This window comes from Umezakia ovalisporum Ak1311 (genome assembly GCF_029891685.1).
Lineage (GTDB): Bacteria > Cyanobacteriota > Cyanobacteriia > Cyanobacteriales > Nostocaceae > Umezakia > Umezakia ovalisporum.
The window spans coordinates 1-18,586 of sequence record NZ_JANQDJ010000008.1 but is presented as its reverse complement, the minus strand read 5'-3'; the positions used below and the strand labels follow the sequence as shown (position 1 = coordinate 18,586).

Genomic DNA, 18,586 nt, shown 5'->3' with positions numbered 1-18,586 from the left:
AATGCTGGACTCGTTCTGTTTTTCCTTGGCTGCTGCGTAATGTCTTTTTTTTCGTGAGAGTTCTTGCTTTTGCAATGCCCGACACATGGTGGTTATACTCACCCATTGATTGTAAGTTATACCCCAATACTCACAGTATTCTTCTAATGTTGCATCTGGGTACTTTTCTACCATTTCTCTCAGTAATTCTTCCCGCCCATCCAATTGGCCTTTCATTGTCCCACCTTGTTTTTTCGGTTGGACATGACCTTGCATCCTGTTCATCGACAGTAGTTTTTGTACAAAGCTTTTGGCTACACCAAATCTTGTCGCTACTTTTCTGATTGAGGTGTCCCCTTGTTCATACGCTTTGACTATTTTTTCTCGCAAGTCGATGGAATATGCTCTCATTTTTTTTCATGCACCCTGTCTTACTGTATCTCATTTACTCACGATATGCTGTAATTTAAACATAATTTAAATAGCATTAATTTTCATTGTTTTCTGAAGAATAAAAATCAGAATTATTTTTGTTTGGTGATTTTGCTATCGCCTGGTAGATATATCCCAAAAATTTATTTTTATAGTGTGAAATAATCCGCAAGTAAGTATCTTTAGGAGCTAGTTGCATTGCCCATAATAATGTTGAAACAGCCGCACAATTTTGACCCATTTCCCATGACCTAAGAGCGTGTTCATACAAAAATTTGCCAAATGCCTGAGGATGGTGGAGAAGCAGTGATTGATGTTTAGAAACTAAACGTTGAAAATTCACCTGACGCAGCCCAGGATTTTGTGAAATCCTCGGTCCATTGTGTACATACAGGCGATAACTGACTGTAGGTAAACCAAGAATTGAGCAAATAGGATTCAATCGCAAGAACATTTCCGTATGTACGCGGGAAGTAAAATATTCGTCATAACCTCCTATGTTTAGAAATACTTCCCGTTCTACAACCAGTGTTTGTTTAGAAAAAAACGATAACTCAGGCTCAATTTCTTCTAAAAAAAAATGTGAACCACGCGGTAAAGTTGGCGGAATACGCCGATTGAGAACCTTACCATCTTGATTCACAACCTCCAAAGCAGATAGAACTGCTACGGGTTTTGGCAAGGTTGTATTAGCAAGAGCCTCAATAGAGACTTTAGCCATATGAGGTAACAATTCATCATCGTCATCAAGATAAGTAATCCATCTTCCCCGTGCTGTTTTTGCACCAATATTACGAGCTACTGCAGTACCCATATTTTTTGGCAACCGAATAATTTTTAGTCGGGAATCTGTAGGGAGATTTACAGGCTTATCTGAGGCATCGTCAACGACAATTACCTCTATGTCTGCTAATGTTTGTGCTAGTGCTGTGTTAACTGCCCGTGGCAATAAATGAGGGCGGTTATATGTAGGAATAATTACACTCAATAAAGGGTAGCTCATCTGCAATCACAGTAAGATTTTAATGATTAATAACTTTCCAGCTATGAGGTTGATAAAATAAACACTGACTTGTATTCCTGTCGGATTTAACAACAAATCGAAAAGATTCGATTTTATCAAAAGTGCGTATACCTTCTTTAAGGTATATATTGGCACTATACATCCCAGGTATTAAACTGCAGCATGACATTTGCATTTGAATTTCGGATATTCCTGGTAATATTTCTAAATCTTCATTGTCGCTAGCAGAGGTGATAGTCAAAATCCGAGATTGACCTTCACTATTTGTTGAGAGTAAGAATCCTAAATTGAGATTCTTAATATGCTTATGAGCTTGGCATTTTACCGATAAACAAGCAGGTTTACCAGTTGTCAAGGTTGGTAGTAAGTTTCCTTCTTCATCTTGAAAACATACAGAAAGAATATCTATCCCTAAGCTTTCACTTGCAGGTTTTTGTGGTAATATCATTTCCCCTAAAGCTGTTGCCGTTCCCTGCAAACAAAGGTCTTCTTCATATTTACGAATGATTGTTTCAGTTTTACCAGCCAAAATCAACTGACCTTTGGATAAGTACAAAGAAGTTTCACAGACATTTAATATGTTGTATTGGTTATGCGAAACTAGGATAAAAGCTGTGCCTTTTTCTCGCAGCAGTGCCAGTCGATGATGGCACTTGATTTTAAATTTAATATCTCCTACAGCGAGGACTTCATCAATCAACAAAATGTCTGGTTCTATGTGAACTGCACAAGCAAAGCCTAACCTAGCAGCCATGCCAGAACTATAAGTTTGTACTGGTGCATCAATAGCATCACCAATTTCCGAAAAATCTATGACATCTGCGAATCTTTCTTCTATTTCTTCTTTTGATAAACCCAGAATTGACATATTCGCATAAATATTTTCTCTTCCAGTCAGAATGGGATTAAAGCCTGCTCCTAGTGCAATTAATGGAGCTATTCTTCCTCTAATTTCTACACGTCCAGTATCAGGTTTAATTAAGCCACTAATAATACGTAGTAGTGTACTTTTACCTGCGCCATTAGATCCAACCAAACCTAATGCTTCTCCCCGGTGCAGTTTAAAACTGACATCTTTCAGTGCCCAAAACTCTTTTTTTCTGAGACTAGCACTATTTCTATTTCCTCCTACTAACTCTGTACCAATATCTTGGACACCATAGAATAAAGACTGCTTTAAGTCTCTACAGAATTTTTTAGAAACTTTATCAATTTTAATCAGTAATGCACTATCTTGAGGCTGGACACCAATCTCTTTTTTTATTAAATTAGTCATCATTAAGAACTGACTCGCTCAACTACAAAAGGCATAGCCAGACGGAATATAATCCAGGTTAGTAATATCCCCAATAAAGTAATAGCGCTGACTAGCCAAAAACCAATGGGATCTGACACAATTCCTGTTGTGGCTAATTCTCGTGTTGTTACTAACAAAGGTGTGACAGGATTCATCTGTACTAAAAAGCTAAATGTTCCACCTTTGGGAACTGGATAAACTACAGGAGTCAGAAATAACCAAAAGCCTGTAACCATACTTAGCCCTTTCGATACATCTTGATATAATACACCCAAAGGAGCTAATAAAAGGCCTATTAAGGTTCCGAACAAAACTAAATGAATTAATGAAACTGGAGTTAAAATTACTGTCCAACTTACGGGAATGTGAAACCAGATAAACAACGCTGCTATTAAAATTAGTTTAATAGCAAAATTAAAAAATACTTCACCTATTTTCGACAAAATTAATGCTTCTCTGGGAAAGTTCACTCTGGCTAACATCGGTTTTGCCATGATTACTGCTTGTACTGGGCCATTTAAAGCTTCCACAAATGTTTGCCATAATGCAGTGCTGAAGATTACATAAGCCGGATAGGGTAAGTCTGTGAAACCAACCTTAATTACCTCAGTTTTACTAGCAAGGGTAAAACCAATAGCCATGACAATTGGTGGTAGAAAAGCCCAGGCTATTCCTAATAAAGATTGACGATATTTGGCGTTAATATCCCTCACCATTAGTCGCCAAGCAATTTCCCTGGATGCTAGCAAGTCTTGCCACATTTGTTGGCATAATTTTATCGGATATCTCAGACTACTTTCAGGTGTATAAACAAATTGCGGTAGCTGAGAATTAAATCTGTGATGTTGCTTCAAAACTTTTACCCTTTCTTTTTTCCCTACTTCCAGTCACCTGGTGCAAATTGAGCATAGCGATTAGTTATATAACGATTAACTACCTTGTCAATAGAACTGAGAATTTTCCCAGCCACTTTTGATCCAAATTTACCAATGGGTAGTTTTCGGTATAAGGGATTAATAATTGTCATATGTCGCCGCCATCCCAAGCGACTGTGCTTATTTTTGAAGTAATCATGTTCAGTAATCTTCCACTTCTCGCTCAAATGTTTTAAACTTGCTAGTTCCCAAGCATCGCTCCAACGCAGCATATAGTAATGTATATCTGTCCACTCTAACTGGGTCGCTGGGACATAAGTCATCAAAGATTGGGGTTCAAGGTAGATTGAACCACCAGCTTCTGTTACCAATATGCAAAAATCAACGTGTTCTTTTGTGTTCAGCAGTTTTTCATCTAACAAACCTATTTGCTGAAAAATTTCTGTGCGTACCATCATGCAGTGAAACTCTGCTAAACCGGTTTTTTGCCGTTGTAGTTGGGGATAAATATCTGCAACTTTCTGACCTTGTTTATAAATTTTTTCTATTATCCGCCGTCTTGTAATTTCTCCTTTCGTTTCCACTTTAATACCAGATTCTCCACCTGCACAATGTACTTCTGTGTGTAGTGGCAAATGTTGACAAATTAAGGGGCTAACTACGGTTGCATTGGTTTCTTCGGCACATTCCACCAAAGGCTTTAGCCAACCAGAAGTAACAACCACATCATTATCAATGAAAACGACATATTTGGTAGTGACTTCACGTAAACCCATATTTCTGGCGTGGTTAGGCGAAAGATAATAATCGGTGCGAATTAATCGAAATTGTTTTTCCTCAGCTTGTTTTTCTAAATAATCTTTGATGTGACGAGGAGAACCGCCGTCAACGTAAATTAAGTTAAAGGGATATTTGGTATGCTCATAAATGCTCTCTAGGGACTCACTGGTGTAGCTGAAACGTTCCCGGGGACACACAATAATTGTAACTTCTGCTGTGGCGATTGCTTCTAATTTCATGATGTTTTCTTAATCAATAAATAATCAAATTGTGAATAAACAATTCAAAAATTGAAGACAAAAATTAAACCTTTATACAGTTTATTTTACATTTGAAATATTTTCATAATTTATATGCAGCATTGGGGCTAACAATTTTTCTTGAGAACATAAATTATTCATCATTACCTGCTGATAAATTTCAACTAATCTATCATTTAACTTGTTGAGGTCATAATGTGACTCTACATAAACACGACCAGCTTGACCCATTGTTGACCAAATTTCTGGATGTGCTATGAGATAATTTAATTTTGACGCTATGGCGTTGGAGTCTCGCTCTGGAACCAGAAAACCAGAAACACCATCTTTAACAAGTTCAGGAATACCACCGTGGAGAGTAGCAATAACTGGTAAACCCATAATCATAGCTTCTTTCAAAGTATTAACTGGAGCGTCTTGATTACCATCTTTTGCTGTAATACTAGGGGCAATAAAAATATCTGATTTGTCAAGAATATCCACAATTTCTGGCTGGTTTTTCCAACCCAAAAGCTGGACTTTATCACTAATTTTTAATGAATCAATTAACTTTTGTAATTCTCGCTTTAATAAGCCATCCCCAATGATGTTATACTCAATGTTTGGGTGAAATTTCGCCACCTTGGCAACTGCACGAATAGCGTATTCAATCCCTTTTTTTTCAATGAGACGGCCTGTTGTAGCAATACGAATTTTACGACTTGCTTGAGGTTGTCTGATTTTAAATGGAAACAAACTACTGTCTATTCCCGAACCATGAACAACCAGCTTTTGGGGATTACAGCCTAGTTGGATGGCTCTTTTCCGGAAATACTCACAGTTTGCCATAAAAAAATCTCCTTCAGCAAATAATGAATCATAAATATGCTCTCCATGCTTCTTTACAAACCAACTGATATCGTAACCTCTAAATGTTGTAATTAGTTTACCTTTGATAGCACCAATGTCTCGCAAAATCATTCCTTCTAAACCTAATATTCCGAATTGGCAATGGATAATATCATAAGGTTGAGCATCTAATAGCTGTATTACTGAATATAACAACCGCAAAGAAGCTGCTCTTCTAGCATATTTGAAAATATTCAGCGATCGCAGCACAACCATAGGAGCTTTTTTGAAATTTTTCAGGATTAGTCCTATCGCTTTTAAGAGCCGCAATAAGTAATTTTGGGGCAGTTTTGGTGAATAGTATGTATGAGATAACAAGTCATACTTTTCTACGTCTGGATGGAATTTATAAGTGTCATTAGGTGGATTAGCATAAATATCAACTTGATGACCACGCTCAATTAATCCGGTAATTTGATTGAGAATAAAAGTTTCTGATACAACAGGAAATTCTCCCACTATGAACGCAATTTTCATACTAATATCCTAGATTTAATATTTACTTAGATGACGTAATGCAATAAAAAACAAATTTCCTAGCTATGGTTCTCCAAATAAATTCCGTTATACAACATTCTTCATCAAAGAAAATATGTTTCTTGGAGTATATAAAAAAATGTCAAAAATAGCTATAGATAAGAAACAAAAACGAAAAAATATATATTGCACACCTCTCTTATTTAATACTGTTGTTTATATTTAAAACAAGTAAATATTTTCAATATCTACCTGAGGATATATTTAAATAGTCAGAAACTTGTTGCTGATGTGCTTATAAAGATAAGAAGCTCACCCTATATATATTTTTGGGTGTTCATAAAATTCTTATAACAACTCTGGCTTGACTAGGTACGCAAATAATTCATTTTTTATATAAAGCAGTAGTTTATTTATTCGCCAGCTAATTCGACACATCTATGGCTACGCCACGCAAGCTATTCTCAAGAATTGGTATGATAAATGACAATATCAAACCTGTCAAAGATAGGATTAATACTAGTAATCTTTTGGCATTAACTGAATATGTCCCCATCTTTAACTGAAAAAATTCTCTCCGAACTACCAGGCGATGTTTTAGAAGCTTTGCATCAAAATGATCGTCTGCTAAGATATTTAAGAGAAAACACAGCACCAATCCCTACGGTGGTTAAAGAAAGTCAACAACCATTAGATAGTGTAGACTTGGATGTGGTGGTCTGTGGTGGTACTTTAGGGATTTTAATTGGTTGCGCCTTAGCGGTGAAGGGGCTGCGGGTGGCCTTGATGGAACGGGGAATTCTACGGGGTAGAAAACAAGAGTGGAATATTTCTCGCCCAGAATTAGAAGTATTTGTGGAATTAAACTTGCTAACTACTCAAGAATTACAACAGGCGATGGCAACTAAATATAATCCCGCACGAGTTAGCTTTACTGGTGGTAGAGAAATCTGGGTAGAGGATGTTTTAAATATTGGCGTAGATCCAGTTTATCTACTAGATAGATTAAAAACCAGATTTACTGCTAGTGGGGGAACATTATTAGAAAATACACCATTTACTGAAGCAATAGTTCATCCAGAAGGAATTATAGTTAATAACCAATACAAAACTAGGTTGTTAATCGACGCAATGGGACATTTTTCTCCCATCAGCCGCCAAGCACGTCAGGGAAAGAAACCAGATGCTTTGTGCTTGGTGGTAGGAAGTTGTGCCCAAGGTTTTCCCACAAATACTTCTGGAGACTTGTTATTTTCATTCACATCTTTAGAAAATCAATGTCAGTACTTTTGGGAAGCCTTCCCAGCTAGGGATGGTAGAACTACTTACTTATTTACCTACATGGATGCAGAACCAGGACGTTTAAGTTTACAAGCATTGTTTGAGGAATATCTGCGATTGCTGCCAGAATATCAAGGTGTGGAATTAAACCAATTGCAGTTTCAACGCGCTCTATTTGGCTTCTTTCCTACCTATCGCCAAAGCCCACTCAAAACTCCTTGGAATCGCCTTTTAACTGTGGGAGACAGCAGTGGTGGTCAATCTCCGTTGAGTTTTGGTGGGTTTGGAGCCATGCTACGTCACCTCAAGCGGTTAACATTTGCTATTGATGAGGCACTGCAAAGCAATCAGTTATCAGCAAATGCCCTAGCCTTGGTGCAACCTTATCAGCCCAATCTCAGAGTTACTTGGTTGTTTCAAAAGGCCATGAGTGTGGGTGTAAATCAGCAAATCCCCCCAGATCAAATTAATCAACTACTTTCAGTTGTATTTGAGGAAATGCAAAAACTGGGTACACCAGTCTTAAAACCATTTTTGCAAGATGTCGTGCAATTTTCGGCACTGACACAAACACTGTTAAAAACTGGGTTATCTCATCCAGGATTAGTTGCCAAAATCATTCCACAAGTGGGTTTACCAAATTTGCTTGATTGGATAGTGCATTACGGCAATTTGAGTATTTACACTGCCTTGTTTAAACTCAGTCCCATGTTAGAAACATGGCTCAAGAATAAACCCAGCAAAAAACAATATTCTTGGCATCGTTTGATTGATGCTTGGAAATATGGTTCTGGTGCTGACTATCAACAGTAGCTACAAACCAGAGTTGCTACCTCCATAAGAGGATCTTGCCTAACAAGTTGGGGAAAGCGTCCAAAGCACGGCCTCCCCAATACCCCTCTTAAATTTTTATAGGTTGGATAACCTCAAAATATGAGTACACTTTCGTGTAGCGTTTTGAAGATACCCCACGTGGCGGGTAATTTACTAACTAACATGACTATGGTGGTATACTTCTGCTAAATGCAAAAGTTCTTGGGTAGTTAGACTACGTTTTTTTTCTACTGACGCCTGTCGCACCGCATCCAACATTGACTGAGTTGCTTCTGGGTTAAGAAAAATGCCTTGTTGTTCTAGCAGGTTAGACAATAAATGCCTACCAGAATGCTTACCAAGCACTAAACGCCTTTCCCCGCCCACTTCTTCCGGGGGGAAGGGCTCGTAGGTGTGAGGATTTTTCAATACACCATGAGCATGGATACCTGATTCGTGAGCAAAACTATTTTCACCCACAATAGCTTTCCAAGGCTGTACATTGTACCCTGATGCTGATGCTACAAGTCTCGATATTTCCACTAATCGAGAAGTGTCAATAGTTACATTATTATTATAGATGCGTTTGAGAGCCATGACGACTTCTTCTAAAGCGGCATTTCCTGCTCTTTCACCTAAACCATTGACTGTTGTATTCACTGATAAAGAACCAGCTTTGATCCCGGCTAGAGTGTTAGCAGTTGCCAAACCAAAATCATTGTGGGTGTGCATTTCTATGGGTATGGATAATGCTGTCACCAATTGTCTAACTTTTACATAAGTATTGAAAGGATCAAGAATCCCTACTGTGTCACAAAAGCGAAACCGTGATGCACCACATTCTTGAGCGTAAAGCGCTACATCCAACAAAAATTTTTCTTCTGCTCTAGATGAATCTTCTGCGCCTACGGAAACAAACAGTCCATGATCCAGGGCAAAGCTGATACTATCTCGCAGTTTCTTTAAAACCACCTCCCATTTTCCCTGAAATTTAGCATTAATTTGAATTGCAGACACAGGAATAGATATATGTACTCGCTGTAAACCACAATCTATACAAGCCTGAATATCTGATATTACGGCGCGGTTCCAACCCAGTAGTTTAGCTTGTAAACCTAAGCCAACAATTGTTGTTATGGCATGTTGTTCTACTTCACCCATTGCAGGAATCCCGATTTCTAACTCATCAACTCCCATTGCATCAAGTAACCGAGCGATCGCTATTTTCTCGTTTAAGTTAAAGGCTACACCAGCAGCTTGATCACCGTCACGCAAAGTTGTGTCATTGATCACAATTTTATCCATTTCAGTAATTCCTCTGTTACCATAGTTAATATACAAGAGTTTGTATCGAAAGTTTGTATGAGTAAACGAGTAAACCTATAATTGTATACCAAGATTATAGAGGGAGGAAACTTACACCTCTTTTGCTTTTACTCCTGTTTTCTGGGAAAAATTCCAGTGCAAATATACGTATGCTTCTTGCTTCCTCTGTTTAGCTTAATGTCCGCTAGTTTACCTTCCGCTCACTGAATTTTGACGTTGCTGATTTCAAATATGAATGAGTCTCACCTACCAGCGATAGATCGGGTTAAGTACCAAGGTGCAAAACGTCGTTATTTAGTCTGGTGGAACAATGTCAATCGATACTTTGATTCATTAACGTCTAGATTTTCATCACACCAAAATCATAAAGTTGGCATAAATCTGCTGGATGGAGTAGTGCTTGTGCTGCTTTTGGTAGAGTGAATAGGACTACGTTGAAATTAATATTTGGCAGTTGCATCGTATCACTAGTTGTGGCTTTTATTAGTTCAGAAATTATTCTAATTAACAATACAAAGCAACACAGCAGTCACTAAAACACACTGAGTTCATGGGAGTATTTATTAATCACTGGATTTGTATTTCTGTAGAAATATGAGATGATGAAGAAAGTTCTAAAGGAATTTACAGGTTCTTGGGGGTTGAGCAGCCCCAAGATTAGTTTTTCTCACGATTTTAAAATGTCAATAATTTTGGCAAAATTTCCCTACCCGGAGCAATTTACGGGGCTGAAATCAGGTATCAAGTAAAACTTTTTAGCTGCATATTTGAGCAAGTAATTAATGTAAAAACTCTTTTTGTAATGGACATTGGAAAAATAACGGTAATTTTCATGAAAGTCTAAATAAATACTTGGCTTAGTCATGGTATGGTTTAGCACTCAAGAGTCTGAGCATTAATTTAGTGTAATCTCTTCAGTTAAAAGATCATCTATGGCTAATTCAACCATACAATAGGTTTGAGAACTACAAAAATTTCCTCAACAGCCCCGGTTGTAGACTCACCTGGGCTATAGCGACTACAAAGTTTTTCTGATCCAAGCATTTTTATATTCTATAAATCTCATTTATAGGCTTCTCAACTTGAATACTCCCTGGTGATCAACAACTTTCTCAGTATGTCTTTGGCTATGTAGTTCTTATGTCAATTAGATAATGAAAATTGATGAATTAACTATGAGATTCAACAATCAGTTAATTGATTTGCCTAATTTATATCATGCTATTGATCAATGTCCATTAACAATTCGCCCTGATAGTTATGTAGTCGATGCCATTATTTTAATGAGTCAAGAACGAAGTATTAATTCGTTACCAACCAATTCTAATGATTGGTTAGTTGACGGGACAGAAAATCGTCAATCTAGTACTTGTGTTTTGGTTGTAGAGCAAGGCAATCTCTTGGGTATTTTTACTACTACTGATGTAGTTAGAGTTATAGCTAAAGGCATAAATTTATCTCAGGTAAAAATTACTGAAGTGATGGTGAAGCCAGTCATTACCCTGACAGAATCTAATTCCCAGGATATCTCTACAGCTTGGTCACTATTGCGTCAACATCAAATTCGCCATCTGCCGATTTTAGATCCACAGGGGCAATTAGTCGGACTCGTAACCGAAACTACGTTGCTTAAAACCTTTGATCTTGTAAATATTGTTAGTCTTGTCGAACTACGTCCGTCAAATGCACAGCCAGCAGACGTAATACGCTGCCCAACTCACGGTGATTTGAAAAAATGGTTCGACATACAAATGATTGAACTCATTCAAGTTAATAAAGAACTTCAGCACACCCTCGAAGAACTTCAAGTGGTGGAAGAACAGCTGCGCCAACAAAACGAACAACTGGGGCTAGCCCGAGAAATTGCAGAGTTAGAGCGTCAGCGTTATCAAGATTTATTTGAGTTCGCTCCTCATGGTTATTTAGTGACCGATGGCACAGGTGTTATTCAAGAAGCTAACCATGCAGCAGCTACCCTGCTATGTGGAGAACAAAATTATCTGGTGGGCAAACCATTAGTTCTGTTTATCACCGAACAAGACCGCCAAGATTTTATAACTCAACTACAGACTTTACAGCAGATAGAGGACTGGGAAATTCACCTTCAGCCAAGGAGTGGCCTCTCTTTCCCAGCTAGTGTGAGAGCTGCTGCAATATATGATTCACAGGGTAAGGAGGTGGGTTGGCGCTGGTTAATTTGTGATATTAGCGCCGGCAAACAAGCACAAGCAGCATTATGCCGAGCCAGCGATGAGTTACAAATCGGGGTAGTGGAACGTACAAACGAACTTATGATAGCGAACCAGCTTTTGCAAGAGGAAATCACTGAACGCCAACGTATCGAAGAGTCATTGAGGCAAAGCGAGAAACTTTATCGCCAGCTAGTAGAAACTCAAACAGATTTGATTATCCGTCTAGATTTGCAGGGACGAGTTACTTTTGCTAATACAGTAGTCTGTCAAGCGTTGAATCAGCAATTAGACCAGTTACTTGGTGAGTCGATGTTTCAGTTTTTCCACCCAGATGACTTGCCCAAAATCATGGAAAATATCATCAACTTGATATCTCCACCCCATCACTTAATCACTGGTGAGCAACGTTTGTTGACAGTGAAAGGTATACGTTGGGTGCAATGGAATGCAACAGCAATTAAAAATGAAAGCGCAGAGATAGTTGAATTGCAGGCTGTTGGTAGAGATATCACCGAACGCAAGCAAATAGAAGAGTCACTGCGGGAGAGTGAGGCAAGACTCAGTTTAGCCCTAGAAGCCACTGAAATGGGTATTTGGGATTGGGATTTTCTCACCAATAAAGTAGTATGCTCTGCCAATATGGCGCTGATTTATGGTTTGCCCGGTGGTCTTGATTCTGAAACAATAGACGAATGTTTTAAATTGGTTCATCCGGAAGACCGGGAATCCTTGTCTGAGGTGATAGCCCGCAGTATTGAGGAAACAAATGAATATAAATGTGAATTTCGCATTGTTTGGCTTGATGGCAGTATTCACTGGCTCAGTGAAAAAGGTAAAGTATTTTTTAACGAACTGGGTCAGCCAATACGGTTGATTGGTACAACTAGGCGCATCGACGAACGCAAACAGGCAGAAGCATCACTGCGAGCCAGCGAAGAACGTTATCGTTCAGTGGTTGCTACCATGCAGGAGGGCATCGTTCTACAAGATGCTAATGGCTGTATACTTACTTGTAATGCTAGTGCTAAAAGAATTTTGGGGCGCACTTTTGACCAGATGCTCAACTCCACCTTTGACGACCCCAGCTGGCAGAACATTCAAGAAGATGGATCTCCATTCCCCGGTGAAATGCATCCAGCAATGCTCACTTTACGTACAGGCCAACCCTGCTCGAATGTGGTCATGGGAGTTTATCAGCCCAATGGACAACTAACTTGGATTTCCATCAATTCCCAGCCGTTGTTTCACGACAATGACCCTGTTCCTTATGCCACAGTCGCTTCTTTTTCTGACATTACTGAACGCAAACAAGCACAAGAGAAAATTCGCGAGCAAGCCGCCTTACTTGATATTGCCACTGATGCAATTTTAGTTATAGATTTCCAAAGCAAAATCTTATTCTGGAATCAAGGTGCAGAACGTATTTATGGTTGGCAGGCAAAAGAGGCTTTAGGTAAAAACCCCCAAGATCTTTTTTACAAAGACATTTCGCCGCAGATCAAAGGAGCTCTCAAAACTGTCATTCAATCTGGATCATGGCAAGGTGAGTTACGTAAATTTACTAAATCTGGGAAAGAAATTGTTGTAGAAAGCCGTTGGACGCTGATGTATGATGCAGCAGGAAAACCAAAATCCATTCTTTCTGTTGATACTGACATTACAGAAAAAAAACAACTTGAGGAGCAGTTTTTCCGCGCGCAACGATTGGAAAGCCTTGGCACTTTAGCAGGTGGAATTGCTCATGACTTGAATAATATCTTGACACCAATTTTGGCCGCATCTCAACTGCTACAGGTCAGATTACCTCAAGATACAGAACATTATCACCACCTACTAGCGATTATCGAAAGCAACAGCAAACGTGGAGCAGCTTTAGTTAAACAAGTCTTGTCTTTTGCGCGCGGATTTAAAGGAGAGCGCACGATAGTTCAACTCAAACACCTAATTGCTGAAATTACTCAGATAGCCAAGCAAACATTTTCCAAATCTATTGAATTTGCCATCAGCATACCAGAAGACTTGTGGGCTGTTTTTGGAGATGCGACACAACTGCATCAAGTGCTAATGAACCTCGTAGTTAATGCCCGTGATGCCATGCCAGAAGGTGGTAGAATCACCATTTCTACAAAAAATATGTTTATTGATGAAGCCTATGCCCGAATGAATCTTAATGCCAAAGTAGGCCCTTATGTTGTGATGAATGTTGGCGATACAGGAATAGGTATACCACCAGAAATATTAGATAAAATTTTTGATCCCTTTTTTACCACTAAAGAAGTCGGCAAAGGTACAGGATTGGGCTTGTCAACAGTCCTGGGAATTATTAAAAGCCACGGTGGTTTTATGAGTGTATCTAGCACAGTCGAACAAGGCAGTAAATTTGAGCTGTTCTTACCTGCGGTGGAAGTCACTCAATCACTTGACGGAAACAATTTGCAAATATTTCCCGGAAAGGGAGAACTAATTTTATTTGTGGATGATGAAGCTGAAATTCGTGAGATTGCAAAAATTGCTTTGGAAAAATACAATTATAAAACTCTCACGGCTAGTAATGGCATTGAAGCGATCGCACTTTATGCCCAGCACAAACAACATATCAGGGCTGTTTTAATGGATATCATGATGCCGGAAATGGATGGAATCACTGCCATCCGCACCTTACAAAAAATGAACCCAGAGGTACAAATTATCGCTTGTAGCGCCATCAATTCTCACGAAGCTTTCGCAAATGCAGATATTACTCCTGTTCAATTGGTTGTTTCCAAGCCCTATACAGCCCGAGAGTTATTAAATAGCTTGCACCATATACTGAGTAAAAACTAGTTAATCGCCATTTTTACCCACAATAACTACTTTATTCGCTTCTTTTGTTGTGAAATTGAAAGGCTATAGTTATGTTTACCTTGAGATAACTGACCTACGTATACAAAGTATTCTCCTGGCATAAAATAGCCAGTAATTTCTGGCTTGCGTTCAGAGTAATTATCTGGCATCACACAAAAACGTCCCCCGGGACCATCAATTAGCAGTGTTGGCTGTCCAGGACTATCTACCGTTAAGCGTAAGTAAGGCATTGGCTTGGTCAAATGGATAATTTGATTGGGTGTGTTAGCAATGTTGCCGCAATTACTGCCAACGGATCCTCCGGATATGCCATTTAAAATTAGTGGTTCTGAAGTTAAATTGGCTGAAATTTGCAACCGTGGTACTTGAGCCAAGTTAGCTTCAGTCAGCACCAAACTCATTACCAAAGCTGCGGGAACAACTCTAAGTATCCTAAGAGTCTTCATAAATATCAATGCTCCCGACTATTTTTTAAGCAATACTGATATAAATAGCCTGATGCTAAGGACGACGGTAATCTTTGTATGTTCCTCGTTGATTTGATAATTTCCAGGATTTGCTAGGTTTGTTGTGGAACTAGTGACATAGAGTCAAGTTGAAAAGATATATGAATCCTCAACCCGAAGAACATTGGCGACGCCACCTGCAAAATCTAGAGGCAGAAATAAACTTTAAATCTGTAGATGTGGGCCAACCACCAAAAAACACACAGAATTCACAATCGGTATTTCTCAACTTCAGATCTCGTTTAGCACGATTACAGCTTTGGTTTAACAACTTAAACCGAACAAGCAAGCTGATAGTTGCTGGTGTGGGGGTGCTATTGGGATTTGCAATGGTACAAGCAGTACTAAAACTAGTGGCATCTGTGATCACTGTGGCACTGTTGATATTCTTAGTGTATCTTGGTTACAAATTTTTTGTATCCGGTAGCTTGGAAAAAAAGCAATAGTATATTTTAGCTGCGCTGAGAGCCACTTATAAAATAAATTCAAAGGAATTATCGAATGGCAACCCCAATTGTGAGGAGAAGTAACAGTCAATCTAGCCAGTCAAACGAACCCCCAAAAGGCAAGTCATTGCCATTACCAACCAGGCGCTTGGCTGCATGGGCAACTGAAATTAGCCTGGTAATTGTCAGTGGGCTAGTTCCTTTTGGTCTTGGTGTTTATGCCAATTCTCGGAACGATATCAACCGAGTGCCACTTCACCCAGTATTAGTAGTCACAGAAAGATTCCTCGCTCGACCCTTAGCTCTGCCTGTAAGCTATGGTATTCGCAACGTTGCCGCACCGACAAATTTTTTGTGGATTATAGCCTTGTTAGCGCCTGGGGCTCTGTCATGGTGGCAATTATATTTACTCGGCAAAACAGGTAGTACTATTGCCAAGGGAAAATTTGGTGTGCGAGTTGTCAATGAGGTAGGCGACCCCCCAGGTTTAGCAGCAACTGTGGCGCGGGAAGCAATTGGTCGATGGACTGTACCTGTTTCCATAGCCTATATTCTTTGGCGCTATAGTTTTGCTTATCCCAATTTAGGACTGTTCACATTTTTGGCTGTATTGATGGTGCTGGGGGAAGGAATCGCCTTACCGTCACGTCGAGGTCGTCGGGCACTGCATGACTGGTTGGCCGGTACATATACAATAGATGCCACTCTTCCTTTCCCATCCTCGAATCAGGCTAATAAATCCCAGACCACTCAGTCAGAGGAGGAATTACCCCCTGTATCAATGTCAACCCTCACAGGGGAAACTGCAAACACCCTTAACCTGTGGAGGTGGATGCGGCAAAACCCCAGCCGTAGTTTGTTTGGGATAGCACTGGTCAGCATGATGGCTGTGCTGGCGACTTTAGTAGCCACCCAAGTTTATATCCAAACTCAAGAAACTCGACGGGAAAGCAAGCACATCAACAGTCAAAAGTTTCTTGTACTCGTAAAAACATTGAGTCCTAACTCTGGTGCTACCACAGAGGAGCGCCAAAGTGTAATTCTCGCCATGGGTGGTCTCAATGATCCCCAGTCCATCCAATTTCTCACAGACCTTCTGGTTACAGAAACTAACCCCATTCTCCTGAACACAATTCAACAAGCTTTAGCAAGTGTAGGACTCAAAGCTATCCCTGAATTAAAAAACAAAAACCAGTTTTTGGCAGGTGAACTCAAGTCTTTGGGTAGCAGTGCATCCTTACAACCAGAATTCCGACAACAGCAGTTACATATTAATCAACAGACAATCAATAAAATTCTCAGCGTCTACAGCACTCAAATTGCGGGTCTTGATCTCAGTGGCGTTGAATTGGCTCAAAGCGGCACTTTTGAAAGTTCATTTTTCAACTTGGTATTAGATAATATTGATTTGTCAGGAATCAACTTCAAGTCTGCAAATCTTCAGCAAGCCAGTTTCAAAGGTAGCATCTTCCGGGGAACAGGTGAGGATGGACGCTGGGACACTTACGACGATGAAATCGCTGATTTGAGCTTGGCTCAAATGAAACAAGCTAATTTCACCGATGCTAATCTCAGTCGCGTCATCATGAACCGTAGCGATTTAAGCCGCGCTACCCTCAACCGAGCTAATTTATCCTATGCACGTTTAATAGGCGCTGACCTCAGCAGTACCCAGCTAGTAGGATCCAATGTCCGGGGTGCATTCCTAGAGAAAGCCAGCTTAACTGGGGCTGACATAGGTGATGCCAAGTTTAACGAGGCCAATTTGTATGCAGCTCGTTTAAGTCGCGTCATTGCCATCGGCACACATTTATCCTATGCCAATTTAGCTAATACTGATTGGCGAGGAGCAGACTTATCGGGGGCTTATTTAGATCGCGCTAATCTCAGCAACGCCAACCTCAGCGCCACTAGACTTACTGGTGCAGTTTTACGCTCTGCTAAATTGGAAAACACTAACTTACAAAATGCTGACCTGAGTTTTGTCGATTTACGAGGAGCAAATGTAGCAGGTGCTGATTTTAAAGGAACAGTTCTTGCACCTGTCCCACAAAATCCCGCAGACCAATTTGTCGAAATGCCAGACTTGGGATCAATCTCCGCCGTAGTCCAAGGAGTTGATTTTTCTCAAGCCAAAAATTTAGATTCTAGGCAAATCGCTTACATTTGTACCCAAGGTGGCATACATTCCAGTTGTCCCTAGGATTGGGGAATGGAAATGATGACTTATTACCTAGTTTAACCATAATCGCGATAATATGAGTATTCAAAATAACTTGTAAAATTCAAGATGGTGTGAGGCATAGGTAATGAAGCATCTTTGTTATTGGCTTCCAGTTTTAGCGGCTAGCTCGGTTTTGAACATAGCTATTAGTATTCAACCAGCCCAGGCTCAGGTAGCATACGGTAGCTATGTTGGTGTAGGGCCGAGTGTTGGTCTGATTGATGGTGTTCAAGTTGGGGGTGTTGTAGCTGTCCGTTACAAGCTTCTAGAATCACCAATTTCTTTCCGCGCTCAAGCTTTAGTTGCTAACAATACCGCAATTGTACCCACAGTTTCCTATGATGTGCCCCTCAACTGGCAAACTGATGCTTACTTGGGGGCTGGTTTGGTGTTGGCTGGTGGTAATAGTTCTTCCCCTGTGGGTAACAAAGTTAGTTTTGCCTTACAACCAGGAATTGATTACGTTGTTCCCAATAGTAATACTGTGATTTTCGGTAACGCCATCATTGCTTTTGATGCTCATCGTGGCAGTGGTGGCGCGGCTGTCTCTGTGCAAGGTGGTATTGGTTATAGATTTTAAGTCAGATTTTGTGAGGGACCAATGCGATGGAAATTACCCACAATAAGCATATCGCCCGGAACCGAAAGAGCAAATTTTTTAGCGCAAGGAGATTGCATTAAACGTGAACCGAACATTCCTCACAATTTGATTTGGTAGTAGATTTGAGTAGGTTTTATATAAGGGATTGTGTAGACTTGTGTAACAAAAAATCTAATATCCAGAATTGATTTTTGTAAGAGTACGCCTAATGTGAATTAAATAGGTTGAGACTGGAAAGTGAGAACATTAATACCAAAACGGCGACGAAGCAAAAGACGTAGAGTGTGAGAGGCAATTTTAGCCGCAATATGGACACAAAAGCCGTCAACAGTTTTGTTGAG

General features: G+C 39.7%; 13 protein-coding genes and 1 pseudogene. 5 read left to right on the top strand and 9 right to left on the bottom strand.

Annotated features, from left to right (window positions below):
• The 6 genes from NWP25_RS01150 to NWP25_RS01125 form a co-directional block, all read right to left on the bottom strand.
• Window positions 1-390 (bottom strand): helix-turn-helix domain-containing protein (locus NWP25_RS01150; RefSeq protein ID WP_280650116.1); only part of this gene is annotated, 390 nt, incomplete at its 3' end.
• A gap of 76 nt (window positions 391-466) precedes the next feature.
• Window positions 467-1,414: a glycosyltransferase family 2 protein gene (locus NWP25_RS01145; protein WP_280698720.1), complete on the bottom strand. Its 948-nt coding sequence runs from the start codon at window positions 1,412-1,414 to the stop codon at window positions 467-469.
• A gap of 19 nt (window positions 1,415-1,433) precedes the next feature.
• A complete protein-coding gene (locus NWP25_RS01140; RefSeq protein WP_280650130.1) occupies window positions 1,434-2,711 on the bottom strand; it encodes an ABC transporter ATP-binding protein in 1,278 nt (425 codons plus the stop codon).
• A gap of 2 nt (window positions 2,712-2,713) precedes the next feature.
• A complete protein-coding gene (locus tag NWP25_RS01135; protein WP_280698719.1) occupies window positions 2,714-3,586 on the bottom strand; it encodes an ABC transporter permease in 873 nt (290 codons plus the stop codon).
• A 23-nt stretch (window positions 3,587-3,609) separates the two neighbouring features.
• The gene (locus tag NWP25_RS01130) at window positions 3,610-4,626 is read right to left on the bottom strand and encodes a glycosyltransferase family 2 protein (RefSeq protein ID WP_280698717.1); all 1,017 of its coding nucleotides are present in this window, start codon (window positions 4,624-4,626) and stop codon (window positions 3,610-3,612) included.
• Between the two features lie 81 nt (window positions 4,627-4,707).
• Window positions 4,708-6,012, bottom strand: a complete 1,305-nt coding sequence (locus NWP25_RS01125) for a glycosyltransferase (protein ID WP_280698715.1) — start codon at window positions 6,010-6,012, stop codon at window positions 4,708-4,710.
• A gap of 546 nt (window positions 6,013-6,558) precedes the next feature.
• Between NWP25_RS01125 and NWP25_RS01120 the strand changes: the two genes are divergently transcribed.
• Window positions 6,559-8,106 carry an NAD(P)/FAD-dependent oxidoreductase gene (locus NWP25_RS01120; RefSeq protein WP_280650121.1) on the top strand — a complete coding sequence of 516 codons (1,548 nt, stop codon included), beginning with the start codon at window positions 6,559-6,561 and terminating at the stop codon, window positions 8,104-8,106.
• A gap of 174 nt (window positions 8,107-8,280) precedes the next feature.
• Here NWP25_RS01120 and nifV read toward each other — a convergent pair whose 3' ends face one another.
• On the bottom strand, window positions 8,281-9,411 hold the full coding sequence (nifV, locus tag NWP25_RS01115) for a homocitrate synthase (protein WP_280650122.1): 1,131 nt from the start codon (window positions 9,409-9,411) through the stop codon (window positions 8,281-8,283).
• 1,196 nt (window positions 9,412-10,607) lie between these two features.
• Between nifV and NWP25_RS01110 the strand changes: the two genes are divergently transcribed.
• On the top strand, window positions 10,608-14,447 hold the full coding sequence (locus NWP25_RS01110) for a PAS domain S-box protein (RefSeq protein WP_280698713.1): 3,840 nt from the start codon (window positions 10,608-10,610) through the stop codon (window positions 14,445-14,447).
• Between the two features lie 26 nt (window positions 14,448-14,473).
• Here NWP25_RS01110 and NWP25_RS01105 read toward each other — a convergent pair whose 3' ends face one another.
• On the bottom strand, window positions 14,474-14,914 hold the full coding sequence (locus tag NWP25_RS01105) for a hypothetical protein (RefSeq protein ID WP_280650124.1): 441 nt from the start codon (window positions 14,912-14,914) through the stop codon (window positions 14,474-14,476).
• Between the two features lie 161 nt (window positions 14,915-15,075).
• Here NWP25_RS01105 and NWP25_RS01100 point away from each other — a divergent pair, with 161 nt between their 5' ends.
• From NWP25_RS01100 to NWP25_RS01090, 3 genes are all read left to right on the top strand, one after another.
• Window positions 15,076-15,420 (top strand): hypothetical protein, encoded by a 345-nt coding sequence (locus tag NWP25_RS01100; RefSeq protein WP_280650125.1) that lies wholly within the window; start codon window positions 15,076-15,078, stop codon window positions 15,418-15,420.
• A gap of 55 nt (window positions 15,421-15,475) precedes the next feature.
• Complete coding sequence (locus NWP25_RS01095) at window positions 15,476-17,623, top strand: pentapeptide repeat-containing protein (protein WP_280698711.1); 2,148 nt, start codon at window positions 15,476-15,478, stop codon at window positions 17,621-17,623.
• A 106-nt stretch (window positions 17,624-17,729) separates the two neighbouring features.
• Window positions 17,730-18,224 (top strand): hypothetical protein, encoded by a 495-nt coding sequence (locus NWP25_RS01090; protein WP_280650127.1) that lies wholly within the window; start codon window positions 17,730-17,732, stop codon window positions 18,222-18,224.
• Window positions 18,225-18,460: 236 nt separating this feature from the next.
• Here the strand turns inward: NWP25_RS01090 and NWP25_RS18765 are convergent.
• Window positions 18,461-18,586: pseudogene (locus tag NWP25_RS18765) on the bottom strand (IS982 family transposase); the annotation flags it as partial.